General features: G+C 61.1%; 14 protein-coding genes and 1 pseudogene. 12 read left to right on the top strand and 3 right to left on the bottom strand.

From position 1 onward, the window contains the following. The first annotated feature begins 64 nt into the window (after positions 1 to 64). The 3 genes from acnA to CNE_RS32660 all read left to right on the top strand — a co-directional run bounded on the left by acnA (position 65) and on the right by CNE_RS32660 (position 5211). Positions 65 to 2704, top strand: coding sequence for an aconitate hydratase AcnA (gene acnA / locus CNE_RS32650; protein WP_013959018.1), 2640 nt, complete (start codon positions 65 to 67; stop codon positions 2702 to 2704). A gap of 466 nt (positions 2705 to 3170) precedes the next feature. Next, positions 3171 to 4370, top strand: coding sequence for a CaiB/BaiF CoA transferase family protein (locus CNE_RS32655; protein WP_013959019.1), 1200 nt, complete (start codon positions 3171 to 3173; stop codon positions 4368 to 4370). A gap of 28 nt (positions 4371 to 4398) precedes the next feature. Further along, complete coding sequence (locus CNE_RS32660) at positions 4399 to 5211, top strand: citryl-CoA lyase (protein ID WP_404997165.1); 813 nt, start codon at positions 4399 to 4401, stop codon at positions 5209 to 5211. Between the two features lie 98 nt (positions 5212 to 5309). Here CNE_RS32660 and CNE_RS39900 read toward each other — a convergent pair. Further along, a pseudogene (locus CNE_RS39900) lies at positions 5310 to 5564 on the bottom strand (DUF6691 family protein); the annotation flags it as partial. A 528-nt stretch (positions 5565 to 6092) separates the two neighbouring features. Here CNE_RS39900 and CNE_RS42780 point away from each other — a divergent pair. The 8 genes from CNE_RS42780 (at position 6093) to CNE_RS32700 (ending at position 14494) form a co-directional block, all read left to right on the top strand. Continuing rightward, a complete protein-coding gene (locus CNE_RS42780) occupies positions 6093 to 6215 on the top strand; it encodes a transposase (RefSeq protein WP_148271752.1) in 123 nt (40 codons plus the stop codon). 219 nt (positions 6216 to 6434) lie between these two features. Continuing rightward, entirely contained in the window at positions 6435 to 6629 is a 195-nt protein-coding gene (locus CNE_RS32670; RefSeq protein WP_041229024.1) for a hypothetical protein, read from the top strand. Positions 6630 to 7543: 914 nt separating this feature from the next. Next, positions 7544 to 9094 carry a sugar ABC transporter ATP-binding protein gene (locus CNE_RS32675; protein WP_041229224.1) on the top strand — a complete coding sequence of 517 codons (1551 nt, stop codon included), beginning with the start codon at positions 7544 to 7546 and terminating at the stop codon, positions 9092 to 9094. A 2-nt stretch (positions 9095 to 9096) separates the two neighbouring features. Next, on the top strand, positions 9097 to 10335 hold the full coding sequence (locus CNE_RS32680) for an ABC transporter permease (protein ID WP_013959025.1): 1239 nt from the start codon (positions 9097 to 9099) through the stop codon (positions 10333 to 10335). 71 nt (positions 10336 to 10406) lie between these two features. Next, on the top strand, positions 10407 to 11588 hold the full coding sequence (locus tag CNE_RS32685; RefSeq protein WP_013959026.1) for a porin: 1182 nt from the start codon (positions 10407 to 10409) through the stop codon (positions 11586 to 11588). Positions 11589 to 11674: 86 nt separating this feature from the next. Continuing rightward, positions 11675 to 12646, top strand: a complete 972-nt coding sequence (locus CNE_RS32690; protein ID WP_013959027.1) for a sugar ABC transporter substrate-binding protein — start codon at positions 11675 to 11677, stop codon at positions 12644 to 12646. Between the two features lie 133 nt (positions 12647 to 12779). Continuing rightward, positions 12780 to 13523, top strand: coding sequence for an SDR family oxidoreductase (locus CNE_RS32695; RefSeq protein ID WP_041229026.1), 744 nt, complete (start codon positions 12780 to 12782; stop codon positions 13521 to 13523). Positions 13524 to 13612: 89 nt separating this feature from the next. Continuing rightward, positions 13613 to 14494: an SMP-30/gluconolactonase/LRE family protein gene (locus CNE_RS32700; protein WP_049800752.1), complete on the top strand. Its 882-nt coding sequence runs from the start codon at positions 13613 to 13615 to the stop codon at positions 14492 to 14494. Between the two features lie 22 nt (positions 14495 to 14516). Here CNE_RS32700 and CNE_RS32705 read toward each other — a convergent pair whose 3' ends face one another. Further along, on the bottom strand, positions 14517 to 15713 hold the full coding sequence (locus tag CNE_RS32705) for an arabinose transporter (protein WP_013959030.1): 1197 nt from the start codon (positions 15711 to 15713) through the stop codon (positions 14517 to 14519). Positions 15714 to 15739: 26 nt separating this feature from the next. After that, the gene (locus tag CNE_RS32710) at positions 15740 to 16654 is read right to left on the bottom strand and encodes a LysR family transcriptional regulator (protein WP_013959031.1); all 915 of its coding nucleotides are present in this window, start codon (positions 16652 to 16654) and stop codon (positions 15740 to 15742) included. A gap of 204 nt (positions 16655 to 16858) precedes the next feature. On the opposite strand from CNE_RS32710, the gene CNE_RS32715 reads away from it, so the two are divergent. Then, positions 16859 to 18082: an MFS transporter gene (locus CNE_RS32715; protein ID WP_013959032.1), complete on the top strand. Its 1224-nt coding sequence runs from the start codon at positions 16859 to 16861 to the stop codon at positions 18080 to 18082. Positions 18083 to 18099: the final 17 nt, after the last annotated feature.

Consider the following 18099-nt stretch of genomic DNA (forward strand, 5'->3'; position numbering starts at 1 on the left):
AATACGCAATCAGCGGGTGCCGGGCCTGCACACGGCCAGACGTACCAACAGAACGAGACAATTCATGCGCTTATCTCGCAACAGCTTCAGATGTCGGACAGCGCTTCCGGGCATGCCGGGCTACTTCTGCATGTCCATCGTGGAGGCGGAGAAGAACGGCGCGGGCGCGCTTACAAGGCTGCCTTACAGCTTGCGGGTGCTGGCCGAACATCTGCTTCGCCAGGAAGACGGCTATGTTGTGCGCAAGGAAGATATCGAGGCGCTCGGGGAGTGGACCCTCTCCGGGTCGAGCACCAAGAGCGTGGGCTTCATGCCCGGCCGTGTCCTGATGCAGGACGCGGCCGGTCTTCCAGTTCTCGCCGACCTGGCTGCGCTCGATGAGGAACTGCGAGCGCAGCGCGGCACCGGCATCACATTGAAGCTTCCAGCCGATCTGATCGTCGACCACGCCGTGGAGGTGGATGCATCCGGCACGCATTCCGCCCTTTCCACGAACCTTCAGCTTGAGTTCGAGCGGCACGGCAAACGATATGAATTTCTCAAATGGGCCGCCCAGCGGTTCACCAACCTTCGCATCGCGCCTCCTGGCATCGGCATCTGTCATCAGCTCAACCTCGAAGTGCTTGCCGACCTCGTCAGCATGAACACGACAGATGACGCCGAACTCTTAGGATTCGATTCGGTACTCGGCACGGACAGCCACACCACCATGGTCAACGGCCTTTCGATCTTCGGCTGGGGCGTTGGCGGTATCGATGCGACAGCAGCCTTGCTCGGTGAGCCCACCGTCATGCGCATTCCAGATGTCATTGGGGTGCGTCTGTACGGCAGCCTTAGGCCAGGTGTCCAAGCAAGTGATTTGGCCCTCACGCTAACCTCCACACTGCGGGAACACGATCTTGTGCAACGGGTGGTGGAATTCTGTGGGCCTGCGCTCGGCACACTGTCTGTGCCCGATCGAGCTACCGTCGCCAACATGGCGCCCGAGTATGGCGCGACCATGGCCTACTTCCCGCCTGACGCGCAAACCCTAGCCTACCTTCGCTGGACCGGCAGGCCTCAGGAACACTTGGCGCGAGTGGAAAGCTTCCTTCGAGCTCAGGGCACGTACCGAGTGGCCTCAGATCCCGAGCCATGCTTCACCGCGGTCATCGACTTCGATCTCAGCTCGGTTGAACCAACGGTCGCTGGCCCTTCTCTGCCTCAACAGCGCCGCACCCTGACCGAGGTGCCGGCCACGATCGAGCACGCGGGGATGGGGGAAGGGCTCACGCATGGCGCCATTGTGCTTGCGGCCATTACCTCGTGCACGAATACGTCCAATCCCGAGGCCCTCGTCACGGCGGGACTCTTGGCAAGGAACGCGGTCGCGCGGGGCATGCATGTGCCCAGATGGGTCAAGACCTCCTTTGCCCCGGGCTCCCGCGTCGCGTCCGAACTCCTCTGCGCTGCCGGACTGCAGCAACCTCTCGACACGCTGGGTTTTCACGTTGTCGGTCACGGCTGTGCCACCTGCATGGGAAACTCTGGGCCTCTGCTTCCCGGCGTGGAAGCCTACGTGAAGAACGAGAAGCTGTCGGTTGCCGCCGTTCTTTCCGGCAATCGCAACTTCGAGGGAAGAATCCATCCGGCTGTCCGGTCCGCCTATCTGGCATCGCCGGCGCTCGTGGTCGCCTATGCGTTGGCCGGCAATCTCGCCGTCGATCTGTCATCTGTCCCGCTGGGCTCATCGCCCAATGGCCAGCCCATCCGACTGGCCGATATCTGGCCTGACCCTCAGGAAGTGCGAGCAGCATTGGAGGGGGTCCGGCTCGAATCGCACTTCGCTGCGAATCGGCGAGCTTGGCAATTGGGAACGGCGGAATGGGACGCGCTCCCCAGCCCGGTTGGGGACAAATACCCGTGGGAAGCTCGCGCGGGGTACATCCGCCACCCGCCGTTCCTCGAAACAACTGTCAGACGGCCATTGCTCACATCAGACATCGTGGGAGCCCGGCCGCTACTCATTCTTGGCGATGCGGTGACCACGGATCATATTTCCCCGGTTTCACGGATCTCAGCCGATTCAGCTGCCGGTAGATGGCTCCAGCAACATGACGTTCCAGCGACCAAACACGGAACATTCAGCGCCAGGCGGCTAAACCATGAAGTCATGTTGCGAGGGGGCTTTGCCAACCCACGCATCCGTAACCGCCTGCTTTCCGAGATCGAAGGGGGCTTCACACGAATTCTCCCCTATGGGGACGTCTTGCCGATTCATGAGGCTGCGGCGGTCTACGCCGATCGCGAGGTTCCGACGATCGTGATAGCGGGCGAGCGCTACGGAGGCGGATCCGCTCGCGACTGGGCCGCGAAGGTGACGCGCCTGCTTGGCGTTCGTGCGGTGATTGCAAGGAGCTTCGAGCGCATCCACCGCGCCAACCTTGTAGCGTTCGGAGTACTGCCCCTAGAGACGCAAGAGGACCTAGCTAGCTTGCTTACAGGAGGCGAGACACTGGATATGGTCGGCCTGCCCGAGGCGCTACGCCTGGGAGGAGAACTCGAGCTCACGATTCGTGCCCTAGATGGCACTGATGTGAAGCGCCTCAAGCTTGTTTGCCGGATCGATACTTCCGTGGAAGCGGAATGGTTGAGATCGGGTGGACTGCTTGGAGGCGTTCTCAACAAACTTCTCATTGAAACTGATACTCGTCGGCCGTCATGACATTGAGCAGTGGCAAAACGATGCGGGTCGTTAAGCGGTCTGACACGCCGCTGTCTCGATTGAGCGATCTGATGTGGGAAGTGCGTGCACTTGCTCGCGAAGCGGACAAGCGCACGCTTGCGCAGTGTGCTGGCCATAGACACGAATATGCTGAACGCCTTGAATTCATGCTCGATGCGTGGATGACCTCATTCACTGGGCGTGAGTTGTTGATATGTTTTGGCGCGGCCATTGAGTTAGGCTTGGTCCCAGAGCGGCATATCTCAAGATGCATGATGGCCGCAAGCGGCAACCAAGCGCGTGACATACGCGCTCTCTTTTGGGCAGGGATGCGAAGAATTCCAACATCTCGGCTCACCTCTATCCGTCGCGGTGAATGCGAGCATGGTTAGTCGCCGAGACCGGCCCGCCAAATTTCGCACAAAAGGTACGACTACCCCTAGCTCCACTACATTGGAGACAAGTTATGCAAAAACCCTTGCGCGATCTCCGCGTGCTCGACCTCACCAATGTGCTGGCCGGACCCTTCTGCTGCCACCAGCTTGCCCATATGGGCGCCGAGGTGATCAAGGTGGAGGCCCCCGGCACCGGCGACCTGGCGCGCCAGCTCGGTGCCGATGCCGAGCTGAACCAGCGCCTGATGGGGGTGTCGTTCCTGGCGCAGAACTCCGGCAAGCAGTCGATCACCATCAACCTCAAGCATGTCCGCGGCAAGGAAGTGTTCCGCAAGCTGGTGCGCAGCGCCGACGTGCTGGTCGAGAACTTCCGGCCTGGGGTGATGGACCGGCTCGGCCTGGGCTACGAAACACTGAAGCAGGACAACCAGCGCCTGATCTACTGCGCGATCTCCGGCTTCGGCCAGGACGGACCGCTCGCGGAGCTGCCGGCCTATGACCAGATCATCCAGGGCATGTCGGGCGTGATGAGCATCACCGGCGATCCGCAGACCGCGCCGTACCGAGTCGGCTATCCGGTGTCGGACACCATCGGCGGGCTGACCGCGGCCTTTGCAGTGGCGGCGTCGCTGGCGGACCACCAGCGCACCGAGGGCTATTTCATCGATGTGTCGATGCTGGAGGCCACGCTCGCCACCATGGGCTGGGTCGTGTCCAACCACCTGATCGCGGGCAAGGACCCGGTACCGATGGGTAACGAGAACATGACCGCGAGCCCGTCGGGCACCTTCCGCACCGGCGACGGGCTGCTCAATATCGCCGCCAACAAGCAGGAGCAGTTCGAGGCCGTGTGCCGCGTGGTGGGCAAGCCCGAGCTGGCCACCGATGAACGCTTTGCCCAGCGCCAGGCGCGGCTCGCCAACCGCGCCGCACTGACCGCGGCGCTGGAAGCCGAACTGACCAGCAAGCCGGCGACGGACTGGTGGCCGCTGCTGAACGACGCCGGCGTGCCGGCGGGCCCGGTCCTGAGCGTGCCGGACACGCTGGCGCATCCGCAAGTGCGCGACCGCGGCATGATCGGTGACTTCGCCAATGCGCCCGGCGTCGGCCGCGATATCCGCGTGGTGCGCACCGGCTTCAAGCTCAACCGCCAGGCCCCGGCCGTCGACACGCCGCCGCCCGAACTGGGCCAGCATACGCGCGAGATCCTGGGCGACCTGGGCTACAGCGACGCAGATATCAACCAACTCAGCGAGGAGCGCGCGATATGAGCAACGATACGAGCGGCCCGATCAGCGCCTGTCGCAGGACTGGTGGCGCACCGAAATCATCGACATGCGCCCGGGCGAGATCCGCTACCGCGGCTATCCCATCGAGCAACTGATCGGCCGCGTCTCATTTGCGCAGATGATCTGGCTGATGCTGCGCGGCGAGTTGCCCGGCCCAGGCCAGGGCGAACTGCTCGACGCGGCGCTGATGGCCGCGGTCGACCACGGTCCACAGGCGCCCAGCATCGCCATTGCACGCATGGCGGCGACCTGTGGCGTGGGGCTGAACAATGCGATAGCCTCCGCCGTCAACGTGCTGGGCGATGTGCATGGCGGCGCCGGCGAGCAGGCGGTGGCGCTGTATGAAGACGTCGCGGCCCGCGTTGATGCCGGCGACACCACGGAAGATGCGGTCGCCGCGGCGTTGCAGCACTATCGCGACCATCATGGCAAGTTCGTGTCGGGCTTCGGCCACCGCTTCCACCCGGTCGACCCCCGCGCGCCGCGCCTGTTGGCGCTGGTAGACCAGGCCGTGGCCAACGGCGTGGTCGAGGGACGCTACGCGGCCATCGCGCGGGCCATCGAACAAGCGCTGGCCGCAGGCCGCAGCAAGCCAATCCCGATGAATATCGACGGCGCCACAGCCGTCATCTACGCCGAACTCGGGTTCCCCGCACCGCTGGCGCGCGGGCTGTTCTGCCTGTCGCGCTCGGTCGGCATCCTCGCGCATGCGTGGGAGCAGACGAACCAGGGGGGGCGCAACAAGGGGCCCATCCCGCGCCAGTTCCTGTGGACTTATGAAGGCACGCCGCAGCGTGACGAGCCAGCAGTACCACAGCGCTGAAGTCGGCCTACTGCTCTACCTGGTGCCGGTGGCGATGAACCTGATCGATTCGCTATCGAGATTTGTGCGAATAGGTGTGGCGGGGGCGGGGTGGCCATGCTCGATTTCGTCCGCTCGATGAGTTCGAAGACGGCCACGCCAGCCACCATCGCCGCCACAAGGCCAATGGCCTTCGGATAGCCAGCGCCCAGAGCAACCAGCGCGGGACCAGGGCAGAAGCCGGCCAGACCCCAGCCGACGCCGAAGGCGGCGCTGCCCAGTACCAGCCGAAGCGTTACGGTCGTACTGGCCGGCAGTTACACAGGCAGCCCCAGGAAGGAGTGCTTGCGGTGTTTGGCGATGAGAAAGGCGAGCGGCGGCTTGCATCGCCACGATAGACAACATCTAGCGAATCGGTGTCTTCAATGCTCCACTCCATACAGGCATGAACCAACTGCGCGGCGCAGCCCGCCCCACACCGATTTCTCACTCGGAGCCTGACACGGCAAGTTCTGCTGGCCATAAGACCAAACAGAGCCAGTCACTCGGGAACCGATTAACGGCGAAGCTGAATCCGCCGACGTCATTGCCCTCTCAGATTCGGCGCGCCGTAATCTGCGATTTGGTTTGTAACACGCAAGCCGCGAAGCTAGTCGTAGTTCGCGCGCCAGCCGGATTTGGTAAGAGCACAGCTCTGATGCAATGCCGGAGTAGGTTTGAGGAAATTGACTTCGACACGAGCCGCTCCCCACGCACGATGCCGTGCCCGTCGGCCCGGCGCCTGTTCGGATGGCTTGTCGGATGGAGGAGGCTCGCCGTCGAGGAGCGGACCACGAGCGCTTCGTGCAGGCGCTGTGCAAGATCGACTCCGTTGTGGGCTACCGGCTGTGCGGGCGGCCTTCATGCTGCCATGGAGTAAGGGCCAGACCGAGAGTCACGTCAACCCGCTCAAGTTCCTCAAGCGCCAGATGTATGGCCGCGCGAACATCGAGCTTCTGCGGCTGCGGGTATTGAAGCCAAACTAAACGACCGGCTGCCTCGTCCTGCCGGCCACGCTGGCCAGATCGCCACCAAGTTGGCAGCAAGAGTAGGGTTGAAGCATCGATAAGCACAATAGGTTCCCCGCTATCAATCCGTGGGGACGCGCTGCGAAATCGGCACGTCGACGCCCGTGCTGGATGTACTTGATCGGCCTTGGCTCTGAATCCCGGCAAGCTCGTTATCTCGTGCTACGATCCGCGCAAATGAAAAAGCCCATCTACTACACCTGCCAGAACCAATCCTGCGGAACCCGCTGGGAGTCCACCGAAGTGGTCGTCGCCAACGAGGGCCAGGGCCCACTGTTCCGCTGCCCGATCTGCGGCGCGCGCAATGCGCTGGCCGCGCGCGAAGAGGACGGCGTGACCGTCTATCGTCAACGACGGACGACCAGCTCCTGACGCAACTCCTGAAACTCGACCTGAGCCCGCTGTTGAGGAAAGGCGTTAGGTAGCAACTTTACCGAACGACCGGCCTGTCTTGTCCTGCGGGACCCGCTAGTCCGATCGCCATCGCAGGCGGGTGAGCTCGTGCGGCCGGCACGAGGCTGGCGGGCTCGCCCACGTTCGTCAACAAGAAGAAGAGTTGGTGGTGGGCGGTGAAGACGACGGCCGTTCCACGCTACAACATCCTCCACGCCGGTGCGCCCTCGTCACACAAAGTGCGGAAGACCCATCATTACTTCACGGGCAGCAAGATAATTGACTCAGCAAATGCATCGGGCCAGCATGGCCCAGCCGGCACCGGCCAACGAACCATATCCTTGCCTTAAGTCAGGGCGTCTAACCTAATCGGCCTCCCAACTGTGCACACTTTCGCGCGCCGGGCGCATCTTGGTGCAACGGGGTAGGCGGCAACGCGGCCGGGCCGAATGCCAGCGATGAATTTCAATCAAGAAATTGATTAGCACGCCTTATAGACGCATTAAGCCTTAGTCAATCCTGGCCGGTCCTGGCATCGCGAGAGAGTCGCCGGCAGAAATATAAGTCCGGCTGTCGCCGGAGGCATGCTTACATTGAGAGTCCTCTAGCGCTCGCCTTGTCGGACGGGGCTTGGCTGGTCGTCAACATAGTGCTTTGCGCATGCGCGAGCGTCAGCCAATGCTGAAAAAAAAGCGTCGTTCACGCAATTCGGCGGCCATCGCTTTGCCTCGCGGCGGTTCCTCTAACGCCAGTTCCGGCCACCGGATCCAATTCCATTGCATTGACGCCTGCAAATACGCGGACTACAGTTCTCGCTAACGCGTGCTGCCGGAAATCTTCGAAGGAATCCGGGCTCATCGCTTAAATATAAAAACCACGGAGACACGATGCAAATGGCGGAAGAGGTTCCGTTGATGCGGCTCGAGCGCGTCACGAAGACATTTCCCAATGGGCTTATCGCGCTGCGCGGCATCGACCTCGAGATTGCCCGGGGTAAGGTCTATGGACTGCTCGGTGCGAATGGCGCAGGAAAATCGACGTTAATCAAAATCCTGTCAGGCGCGCTTCCGGCTTCCGGTGGCAGGATGGTATGGCGCGGCTCGTCCGTCCAGTGGTCGAGCCCGAAGGAAGCAAATACGATGGGTGTTGCAACCATCCATCAACATATTCCGCTAATCCCGACGCTGTCCGTACTCGAGAATGTGTTTCTGGGCGATGGCGGATGCTGGCGGCGCGACGCGTCGTTGCGTACGCGGTTCATGGACATTTGCGAACGCACCGGGTATTGGCTCGACCCGGGTTGCGTCGTCAGCGACCTGTCCATCGGGCAGCGGCAGATGGTGGCAATTTTCCAGGCGCTTGGCACGGGCGCCGAGCTGATCGTGATGGACGAGCCTACCGCGTCGCTTGCGACAGAAGAGCGCGAAGTCGTGTATCGGATCGTGCGGCGCCTGTCGCGCGCCGAGAACAAGGCAATTTTGTTCGTCTCGCATTTTCTCGATGAAGTCATGGCGTTGACGGACTGCGTCACCATCCTGCGTGACGGTGAGGTGGTAAGCCGTGCCGACACCAGCCACCTTGATGAAGCGCGCATTGCGGAGGCCATCGCCGGGCGACAACTCGTTGCACTGGAGCGCACCCCGCAGAAGCACCAGGGGGTCGATGCACCTGTTTTGCTCGATGTCTGCAATCTCGCATCGCCCGGCAAGCTCGAGCCTGTCTCCCTGAAGGTAACGGCCGGCGACGTGGTCGGCATTGCAGGCCTGCTCGGATCAGGCCGCAGCGAACTGCTGCATGCCATCTTCGGGGCTGACGCAGATGCAATCGGCGACGTCAGGGTGAACGGCAAAGCGATCGGACGGTCCGCGATGGCAGCGGTCAACGCGGGAATGGCACTTGTCCCGGAAGACCGCATGGCACAGGGCTTGGTGCCAGGGTTCGAGATCTGGCGGAATACCACATTACCGGCGCTCGAGGGCGTCTCATGGAGACGCTGGGTTCCGCTGCGCGAGCGCGAGCGCGAGCGTGGCGAAGAGGCTATCCGGCGCCTCAAGATAAAGGCGCCTTCGCCGAACTCCAGCGTGACTGAACTAAGCGGCGGAAATGCTCAGAAGGTGACGATCGCCAAATGGCTATTCAGTGACGTGAAGGTCTTTCTGCTGGATGAACCAACGGCCGGCATCGACATCGGCGCGAGGACCGACATCCTCCTGCTCGTGCGTGAACTGGCGGCAGCGGGTAGTGCCGTGATTATCGTTTCATCCGAGTTCGAGGAGTTGCTGGCAGTCAGCCAGCGAATCCTGGTCATGCGCGACGGCCGCTGTATTGCCGAGCGCGCAGCAGAAGCAACTTCCGAACATGAATTGATATTGCTTGCCAGTGGCAAGAGTGTGACATCCACCCTGGTGCAGCCGCTTGGGGCACAACCAACAAAGAGCGAGTAATCATGAATTCTTCGGCTTCCAAAAATCATTCGGCTCAGTCATATGGTGGTGCGAACGGTCGACCGTCAGACGCCGAGATGCCGGGTGGACACCGATCGCAGACGAACTGGCATCGGTACCTGAGCCTGCGCGAGATGGGCGTCTATTACGCGTTGATTCTGCTCGTGCTGATCCTATCCGCAGTCACGGCCTACACGGGACGCGCGAACTATCTCACGCTCGGCAATATTACAAACGTCCTTTACCAGTCTTCCTTGGTAGCAATGATGGCGGTGGCCATGACCGTCATCCTGATCACCGGAAACTTCGATCTGTCGGTTGCTTCGGTGGCGGCACTGTCGGCTGCCGTGACGATCTGCATGGCTGACTCGGTGGGATTCTGGCCCGCAGCGATACTGGGCGTCAGCGTCGCAATGCTTGTCGGTCTGCTCAATGGGGCGATCGTGCAGTGGCTCGGTATCAATGCGTTCATTGTTACGCTGGGCACGTTGACTGCGATACGCGGCGTCGTGCAGATCGTGACCGATGGGCGATCGCTGTCCGTGTCGGATCCTGAGGCGCTCGCGGCCATGCATGCGCTCGAATCGGGGCGTGTGCATATTGGATTGCCGCTCTTGATCATGGGCGCGGCGCTGGTCGTAGGCGGAGCGCTTCTTGCCTTCCGTGCGCGGCGGGCGCAACGAAGTGGAGCATTGCTGGTCGGCGCGATGCTGGGCGGCCTGAGTCTTGTCGCAGTTTCCTGGGTCGGCGGCGCACAACTCTCGGTTCAGAAACCAGTGATTTATATGGTGTTCTTTACGGCGCTGGTCTGGTTTGTGCTGACGTTCACGATTACCGGCAGACGAGTCTACGCCGTCGGTGGCAACCCAGAGGCATCGCGTTTGTCGGGCATTAACGTTGGGCGCTACAAGATGGTCGCATTTGTCCTCTGCAGCGGGATCGCGGGCGTTGGAGGCGTGCTGTTCGGCAGCCGGCTTGGTGCAATCAATCCGACGGCGCTGCAGGGGCAAGAACTCGCCGTCATCGCCTCCGCGATCCTGGGCGGCACGTCGCTTTTCGGCGGTGCGGGCAGTGTGGTCAAGACGCTGGCCGGTGCGTTGCTGCTTGTCACGTTGGCTAATGGCTTCAATATCCTGAACCTCGGCGCGAATTACCAAGGTGTGATTGAAGGAACGGTGATTGTCGCGGCCGCGGCGATTTACACGCTCGGTGGATCCGGGCGTGGCCGCAACGCACATTAATGCCACCCCCGCATCGAAAGCCACTGCGTACGACGATGAACTGTCAGGACATATCGGTTAAAGGAAATCATATGAAGAAGGGGTTCGCCTGCCTTTCGTTTTTCGTACTGACGGCAGGGGCACACGGGCAAAGCAGCGTCACGCTGTACGGCCGAATTGACAATGGGATGACGTACTGGAGCGGCAGAGGAGACGGGAGACTGATCGGACTGCAAAGCGGCGGCTTTGGGGAATCATGGTGGGGCGTCAAAGGCACTGAAGATCTTGGCGGCGGAACCAAGGCCATCTTCAGGCTGGAGAGTGGTCTCAACACGCTGAATGGCAACTTTCAGAATGGCAGTTTCTTCGGGCGCCACGCGTGGATCGGTCTGGCCCATGACAATTTCGGCACGTTCAAGATGGGAAACATCGGTGCCGGCGAAATCATGCAAGACAGTTATGCCATCGACCCCCAGCTCTTTCAGCAATTCGCAATCTCGACGCTTGTACGAGGCCGAAACTGGTCGCAAGCGGGCAATGCACTCGAGTACAGGTCACCGAATCTCGGCGCACTGACGCTGAAGGGACAGTACAGCCTGACCGGAAATCCGAACGGCTGGAACTCGGCCCCGTCAAGCTCCGGCATATCGGGTACTGGTCCGAATCAGCTTGGAGGCGCACAGGGACGCACGGGTGGCGTCAGGGCGATGTACCAGGCGGGAAATCTGGAACTGCTCGCCATCTATGACGAAACGCGCGATCCGAATGGCAAATTCGGTAACGTGTACGTGAGTTCGCGTTCCGTGATGGCGGGCGGCACCTATGTGTGGGGCCCGCTCAAGGCATACGTCGGCTATCAGCACTTGAGCGCGCCGGACGCTTCCTTTGAGAGTTATGGCGTTACGCCTCGCGCATTGCCTGTCGGCGTGAGCGGAGTGCCGACCGCCGTCGATCATGAGTGGTTCGGGGTTGCGTACATGGTGCATCCTTTACTGAATATGACGGCCGCCCTGTACCACGCCAATGCGAACAAGGGAAACGGCAATGCGACGATGTACACGCTTGGCGGCACTTACAGCCTGTCCAAGCGGACGCTCCTGTACACCGAGCTCGCTTATCTGCGCAACAGCGCGACTTCCAACGTTGGCCTGGGAAACGGCTTTCTGGATCCGTACGGTCCGAACCGGACACAAGGCGGCGCAACCGGAAATGTCGGACCGAACTACGGTCACAGTCAGTTCGGTCTCATCTCCGGGATCATGTCGATGTTCTGATCGGGATCGCTCAGTCCCGAACGTAGACGATCGCCCGCAGCAATATCCATCGTTAAGCAAAACAAATGATCATTCAGGAGACAGGCATGGAATCGCTTATCAAGAAACTCCGGTTAGCCGGACTTGCAGCAGCATCAGTACTCGCAATGAATACGGCCAGCGCGAAGGACATAACACTAGCCTACGTTGCCAACAGCATGCAATTTCCCTATGACGTCGCGCTCGGCAAGGGTTTTCAGGACGCCTGCAAGGAGTTGGGCTGCAAGGCACTCGTTCTCGATGCACGCGCCAGTGTCGAACGGCAGGGTAATGTCATTGACGATCTGATCGCACAGAAAGTCGACGGCATCGCAATGATCGCGGTGGATTCGGTGGTGGCCAGAACGTGGGTGGATCGCGCCGCGGACAGCAATATTCCTTTCGTTGCCGCCGCCGTGCAAATTGGCGATCCCAATAAAGTCCCGATCCGGCAGGTCTATGGAAAGCTGACCGCGCTCGTGACCACTGACGATGTCGTCGCAGGGGAGCGTGCGGGTGAACTCGCTGCCAGGATACTGCCGAAGGACCACGTGGCAAAGATCGGGATCGTCGAGGGCGCACCGGGATTTGCAGTGGTCAGGCAACGGACGGAGGGCTTCAAGAACGCGCTGGAAAAAGCGGGCGTCAAGTATCAGATCGTTGCGTCGCAACCCACAGACTGGACGCCTGCGAAGGGCGAGTCCGTTTGTCAGAACATGCTGACGGCAAATTCCGATCTGGACCTGGTTTTCAGCCAGGCCGACGATATGGCGCTCGGCTGCGCGCGGGCATTGCGATCGAGCGGCTCCAAGGCGAAGCTCATCGCGACGGCCGGCGGCTCACGGCTTGGCAATGAAGCGATCAGGAACGGGGGCATCGATGGCTCGGTCTGCACCAGGCCGCAAATGGTGGGCCGGCTGGCTGCCCAGGCGCTGTATGACGCTGTGACCGGAAAGAACACAAGGAGGGCGCAGTTCGTCACGTACGACACCCCGGTGATCACCAAGGCAAATCTTACGGTCTGCCCGGCCGAGTGGTGATCCCAGGGTGCTGGCAAGGGGTGAGGCCGGCTTTGTCTCACCCGGATGGAAGACGGGATGAATGAAGCATCCCGGGTGTATTGGATCTCGACAGGGTCGGGACACAACCATGAAGATTGGAGAAAGGCAAACAATGACTCAATTGTCAGGAAAAAAGGTACTCGTCACCGGAGCACTGGGAACGATCGGGCGCGCGATGGTGTCCCGTTTTGCCGAAGAAGGAGCGACCGTTATCGCGTTGGACCGTCCCGGCATCGCGGACGCTCAGCAGACGCTGGGCCAGCTCGGCAAAGATGTGCGGTACTTCGGCTGCGACCTGAACCAACTGTCCGCAACCGAAGCATCGGTCTCCAGGCTAGCGGATGACTTGGGCGGAATGGATGTCCTCGTCAACAATGCGGCCCTCGTGATCATGAAACCTTTTGAAGAGTTCTCGATCGAGGAATACGAGGATCAGGTTCGCATCAATTCGTCAGCGGCTTTCGTGTTGGCGCGGGCTTGCAGCCGGGCAATGAAGGCTCGCCAGTACGGGAAGATCGTCAATGTGACTTCGCTGACCCTCACTGGCCGATGGGATGGCTACGTGCCGTACATCGCGTCGAAGGGTGCCTTGTTTGGTCTGATCAAGGGCCTGGCGCGCGAACTTGGTGCTCACGGGATTAACGTAAATGGCATTTCGCCGGGGGCCGTGATCTCAGACGCTGAATTCCGCGACCGTGCGGATACCCGAGAGCAGTATCACAACTGGATTCTCGAGAACCAAAGCCTCAAGCGACGGATCGAGGCGGTCGACATCGCGAACCTCGCTGTCTTCCTGTCTTCACCGCAATCCGATCTGATTACGGGGCAGAACATCCAAATCGACGGCGGCTGGTAGGCCGGTGTTCCGGCTGCTCGGGAGGGTGGCCGGATCACTCGCCGGACTCCTCGTCATAACGATGGCGTGAAAGCCACATGGAGGCGCACATGAAGAAGTACCAACCCTCGCTGCTTGCGGAAGATTTCATTTTTCTGGAAGCGCCGCGCTGGCACGATAACCGGCTCTGGATATCAGACGTGTTCGATCACGCCGTTTATGCGTTGGATTTGAACGGAACGCGGCAGAAGGTCTGCGTCGTCCCCCATCGTCCCTCCGGGCTTGGTTTCCTGCCTGACGGGACACCTATCGTCGTGTCCTCGAAGGACCGCAGACTGATGAAGATCGATGGTCAATCTATTGTCGAATACGCTGATCTTTCCGCCATGGCTGCCGGTGACCTCAATGACTTTGCGGTGGATGCGCAGGGCCGCATCTACGTGGGCAACTTCGGCTACGACTACGATGCTGGCGAACCGAGGGCGCTGACGTCTCTTCACCGCGTGGATCGCGATGGCACGATTAAGATTGCGGCGAGGGGGCTCGAATTTCCAAATGGATCGGTGATCGTCAACGACGGCAAGACCCTGATCGTGGCCGAGACCTGGCTCGGAAGGTTGACCGCGTTTGATATCGACGGCCAAGGTGAACTCGGAAACCGTCGTCTCTATGCCGATCTGGGAGCACGGGAGCCGGACGGGATCTGTGCCGATGCCGCAGGCGCAATCTGGGTCGCTTGCTTTAATACGGGCGAGTTCCTTCGCGTATTGGATGGTGGCTCGATCACGGACATCATTGCATTTGATGGCCGCGCCATATCCTGCACATTGGGAGGGGCGGATGGCCGGCAACTGTTTTGCAGCGTCTATCGCGGTAATGACAACGAATTGTCGGAACGCATCCGAAAAGGCGCCATACTGACTGTTGAGGTAGACGTGCCTGCACCGTGCTCCTCCGCTGTCCGAGTGCATTCGGTGCCGAGCGCAGCATGAGTGCTTTGGAGCGCAACTCAGGCTACTCCACGACCGCGGGCGCTCGACATGGCTGGGATCGCAGCCACATGGCTATCGGTACGGCACAAAGCGCGAGGAGTGCCGTAATGAGGAATATCCTGTCCAGTCCGATGACATTGGCAAGGAGGCCAAGAAGCGGGGCCAATATGCCAAGCGCAAGATCAATGAAGGCCGTATAGATCCCCATAGCGAGCCCTCGGGCGTCCGCTGGCGTCCGTGCCACCGCTTCCATGCCGAATCCCGGGTACACAAGCGCGTAGCCAAAGCCGGCCATTGCTGATCCGACAAACGCAAGCCATGCAAGGGAAGAAAGCCAGATCAGCGCTAAGCCAGCGCTATGGATGATGATGAACATCATAGCGGTTTGTGCCCCGCCAAGCCGGTCTGGTAACGGGCCGAAGAACACACGCGCCACAATCAAGGCGGCGGCAAACGCGGTGAACGACAGCCAGGCGGGCTGCCAGCCCTGTTGTACAAACAGCAGTACGGAAAAAGCCGTCATGATTCCGTAGCCAAGGCTGGAGAAGGCCATTGCCAGCCCCGGGATCCACACAGCTCTCAAAACCAGTTTGGCGGCCTTCCGACTTTGAGGCGTGGGCCTGATGGCTGGCATGGAGCCAACCAGTGGGAGTAGCGCTGCTGCACCGACGCAGGTCGTCAGGCCGATCGACGCAAAACCAAAGTTGGCGAATAGAAAACTGCCCAAGGGCGCGCCCACGGCCAAGGCTACGAACATCGCAGTGCCAATCCAGGCGATCATTTTGCCAACCTTGCCCGGTCCAGCGAGTGACAGGCACCAACTCTGCGCGCCGATCATGATGAAGCTCTCGGCGCCGCCCAGCAGCACACGCCCCAACAACAAGATCCCTATGGACAGTCTAGCGTCGCTTGCGACCTTTAGAGACAAGAGATACAGCAGCCCCGCGAGCGCAGCTGTCCAGAGTCCGACCGTTAAGGCAAACTTCGGTCCGCGTCGGTCTGAGATCATGCCAGACCACAGCCGACAGATCAGCGCGGAAGCGAACTGGGCCCCGGAGACCAGCCCAACGGTGAATGTACCAAGACCCAGTCCATCATGGATGTGCAACGGCAAGGCAGGCAATGCAGCGCCTGTGACCAGAAACACGGCGAACACACAGGACATTAACGACAGCAAGGTGCGGTCGCTCGGAGAAGGCGAAGGCTGAGACATTGTCATTGACGTTGCTTTCCGCAGGCCGGCGGCTATCGCCGTTTTGGCCGTGGCAAACTCGTGACCCGTAACGCGTTGACAACCAGCGAGAACGCCGGTGATGGCTGCCGGCGGCTCGGGTAATACAGGTAGTACCCGGGGAACGGCGCACACCATTCCTCCAGCACGCGGATCAGGCGGTTTTGCTCAATGTGCGGGGCGAACTCTTCTTCGGGAAGAAACGCGATGCCCAGCCCCGCCAACGCCGCATCGACCATGCTGAGCGACGTGTTGAAGATCAGTTGTCCGGCAACACGCACGTTCAGCTTTTCGCCGCGCCGCTCGAAGTCCCAGACGTAAAGCCCGCCCGAGCTCTGCATGCGCTGGTTGATGCAGTTATGGTTGACCAGGTCACGCGGGCTCTTGGGCCCCGGGTGGCCCGCGAAGTACGTCGGCGAGGCCGCGGCCGCCATGCGCAACGGTGGCCCGATGGGGACTGCAATCATGTCCTTGTCGATGGTGTCGCCCAGACGCACGCCCGCGTCGAAGCGGTCGGCCACGATATCCCTGAACCCGTAGTTGATGTCGAATTCGACCTTGATATCGGGATAGTCCTGCAACAGCGGGGCGAGCTTGGGGAGCAGCGTTGTCCGAAGAACATGTTCGCCACAGGTGATGCGTACCGTGCCGGCTGGCTTGTCGCGCATCTCCGTCAGCATATCCAGCTCCGCTTCAATCTCGTCGAAGCGGGAACCGATGGCTGTCAACAAGCGTTCACCTGCTGAGGTGGGCGACACGCTGCGCGTGGTGCGGGTGAGCAGCCTTATCCCAAGGCGGGTCTCCAGGCCACTGATGGCCTGGCTGAGCGCCGACTGCGTCACGCCAAGCAGTGCGGCGGCCCGCGTGAAGCTGCCTTCACGTGCGACCGTCACAAACGCCACGAGATCGTTGAGATTACGTCTGACCATAACGTAGTGTCCCACGGTTGATTGATTAGTGGACCTTATATCCCTTTTAAGTATTGATTAGCTAGTAGCGCGGGCGAACTTACGCCAACATCTCTCGTGCTGTGTCAGCCAGTACCCACACCTCCGGTTTACCCAGATTCCCCGTCTTCATGGTGTAGGTCGTGTTCGCTCCTTAAGCTCGCACGGCGCTTTCCGAAGAAATTCATGACAACCCAGACCGCTGAAGTCCCCGAGGGGACTGTTTTACCCCATAGCGAGGCGAAGGCGCCAACCGCCAATTGGAGCGGCGTTCTTGCCATGTCACTGTGCGTTTTCGCGCTGGTGGCCTCCGAATTCATGCCCGTTAGCCTGCTGACGCCGATGGCAGCCGATCTCCATGTGTCCGAAGGGATGGCTGGGCAAGGCATCGCGATCTCCGGCGCGTTCGCTGTATTGATCAGCCTGTCGATCTCCACGCTTGCCGGCACCATGAACCGCAAGACGCTGTTGCTGGTGCTAACCGGGGTAATGGCCTTGTCTGGCGTCGTGGTCGCGCTGGCATCGAACTACCAGACCTACATGGCTGGCCGTGCGCTCATCGGCGTGGTGATCGGTGGGTTCTGGTCCATGTCCGCGGCGACCGCCATGCGGCTGGTTCCCGCCGCCCAGGTGCCGCGCGCCCTCGCGATCTTCAACGGCGGCAACGCGCTCGCCACGGTGGTGGCGGCGCCGCTGGGCAGCTATTTGGGCTCGGTCATGGGCTGGCGCGGCGCCTTTTTCTGCTTAGTGCCCGTGGCAGCGCTCGCCCTGGTATGGCAATGGGTCAGCCTGCCCGCCATGAAGGCGCATGATCGTTCGCCGGGCTCCGGCAATGTGTTCAGGCTGTTCAAGAGCCGCACCGTCGCGCTCGGCATGGCCGCATGCGGCGCCTTCTTCATGGGGCAGTTCATGCTCTTCACGTACGTGAGGCCATTCCTCGAAACGGTGACGCACGTCGGCGTGTCGACGCTCTCGCTGATCCTGCTTGTCATTGGCGTGGGGGGATTCATCGGCACCACGCTGATCGGCACGTTACTGCGGCGAGGCCTGTATGGAACCCTGTTCGCCATTCCGGTTCTGATGGCCGTGATCGCGGCCATGCTGATTCCCTTTGGGACCTGGATCGCCGGTGCTGCTGCACTGTTGGGGCTGTGGGGGCTGATGGCCACGGCGGCCCCTGTAGGCTGGTGGACCTGGATCGCCCAGGCCATGCCCAGGAACGCCGAGGCGGGCGGCGGTTTGATGGTCGCGGTTATACAGCTGGCCATTGCGCTGGGCTCCACCGGTGGCGGCGTGCTGTTCGACCACAGCGGCTACCAAAGCACCTTCGTGGCGAGCGCGGCAGTGCTCCTGGTGGCGGCGGTCCTGACCTTTCTGACATCGCGCTCGCAAGCGCCACAGGCCGCCTGAGCCCCCGCAGCCAAGGA

Origin of the sequence: Cupriavidus necator N-1, from assembly GCF_000219215.1 — a bacterium.
Taxonomy (GTDB): domain Bacteria; phylum Pseudomonadota; class Gammaproteobacteria; order Burkholderiales; family Burkholderiaceae; genus Cupriavidus; species Cupriavidus necator.

Bases quoted from the DNA above. Each gene is read 5' to 3' on its own strand.
- acnA (WP_013959018.1), top strand. From the start codon at position 65: ATGCGCTTATCTCGCAACAGCTTCAGATGTCGGACAGCGCTTCCGGGC.
- CNE_RS32655 (WP_013959019.1), top strand. From the start codon at position 3,171: ATGCAAAAACCCTTGCGCGATCTCCGCGTGCTCGACCTCACCAATGTG.
- CNE_RS42780 (WP_148271752.1), top strand. From the start codon at position 6,093: ATGCTGCCATGGAGTAAGGGCCAGACCGAGAGTCACGTCAACCCGCTC.
- CNE_RS32670 (WP_041229024.1), top strand. From the start codon at position 6,435: ATGAAAAAGCCCATCTACTACACCTGCCAGAACCAATCCTGCGGAACC.
- CNE_RS32675 (WP_041229224.1), top strand. From the start codon at position 7,544: ATGGCGGAAGAGGTTCCGTTGATGCGGCTCGAGCGCGTCACGAAGACA.
- CNE_RS32680 (WP_013959025.1), top strand. From the start codon at position 9,097: ATGAATTCTTCGGCTTCCAAAAATCATTCGGCTCAGTCATATGGTGGT.
- CNE_RS32685 (WP_013959026.1), top strand. From the start codon at position 10,407: ATGAAGAAGGGGTTCGCCTGCCTTTCGTTTTTCGTACTGACGGCAGGG.
- CNE_RS32690 (WP_013959027.1), top strand. From the start codon at position 11,675: ATGGAATCGCTTATCAAGAAACTCCGGTTAGCCGGACTTGCAGCAGCA.
- CNE_RS32695 (WP_041229026.1), top strand. From the start codon at position 12,780: ATGACTCAATTGTCAGGAAAAAAGGTACTCGTCACCGGAGCACTGGGA.
- CNE_RS32700 (WP_049800752.1), top strand. From the start codon at position 13,613: ATGAAGAAGTACCAACCCTCGCTGCTTGCGGAAGATTTCATTTTTCTG.
- CNE_RS32705 (WP_013959030.1), bottom strand. From the start codon at position 15,713: ATGACAATGTCTCAGCCTTCGCCTTCTCCGAGCGACCGCACCTTGCTG.
- CNE_RS32710 (WP_013959031.1), bottom strand. From the start codon at position 16,654: ATGGTCAGACGTAATCTCAACGATCTCGTGGCGTTTGTGACGGTCGCA.
- CNE_RS32715 (WP_013959032.1), top strand. From the start codon at position 16,859: ATGACAACCCAGACCGCTGAAGTCCCCGAGGGGACTGTTTTACCCCAT.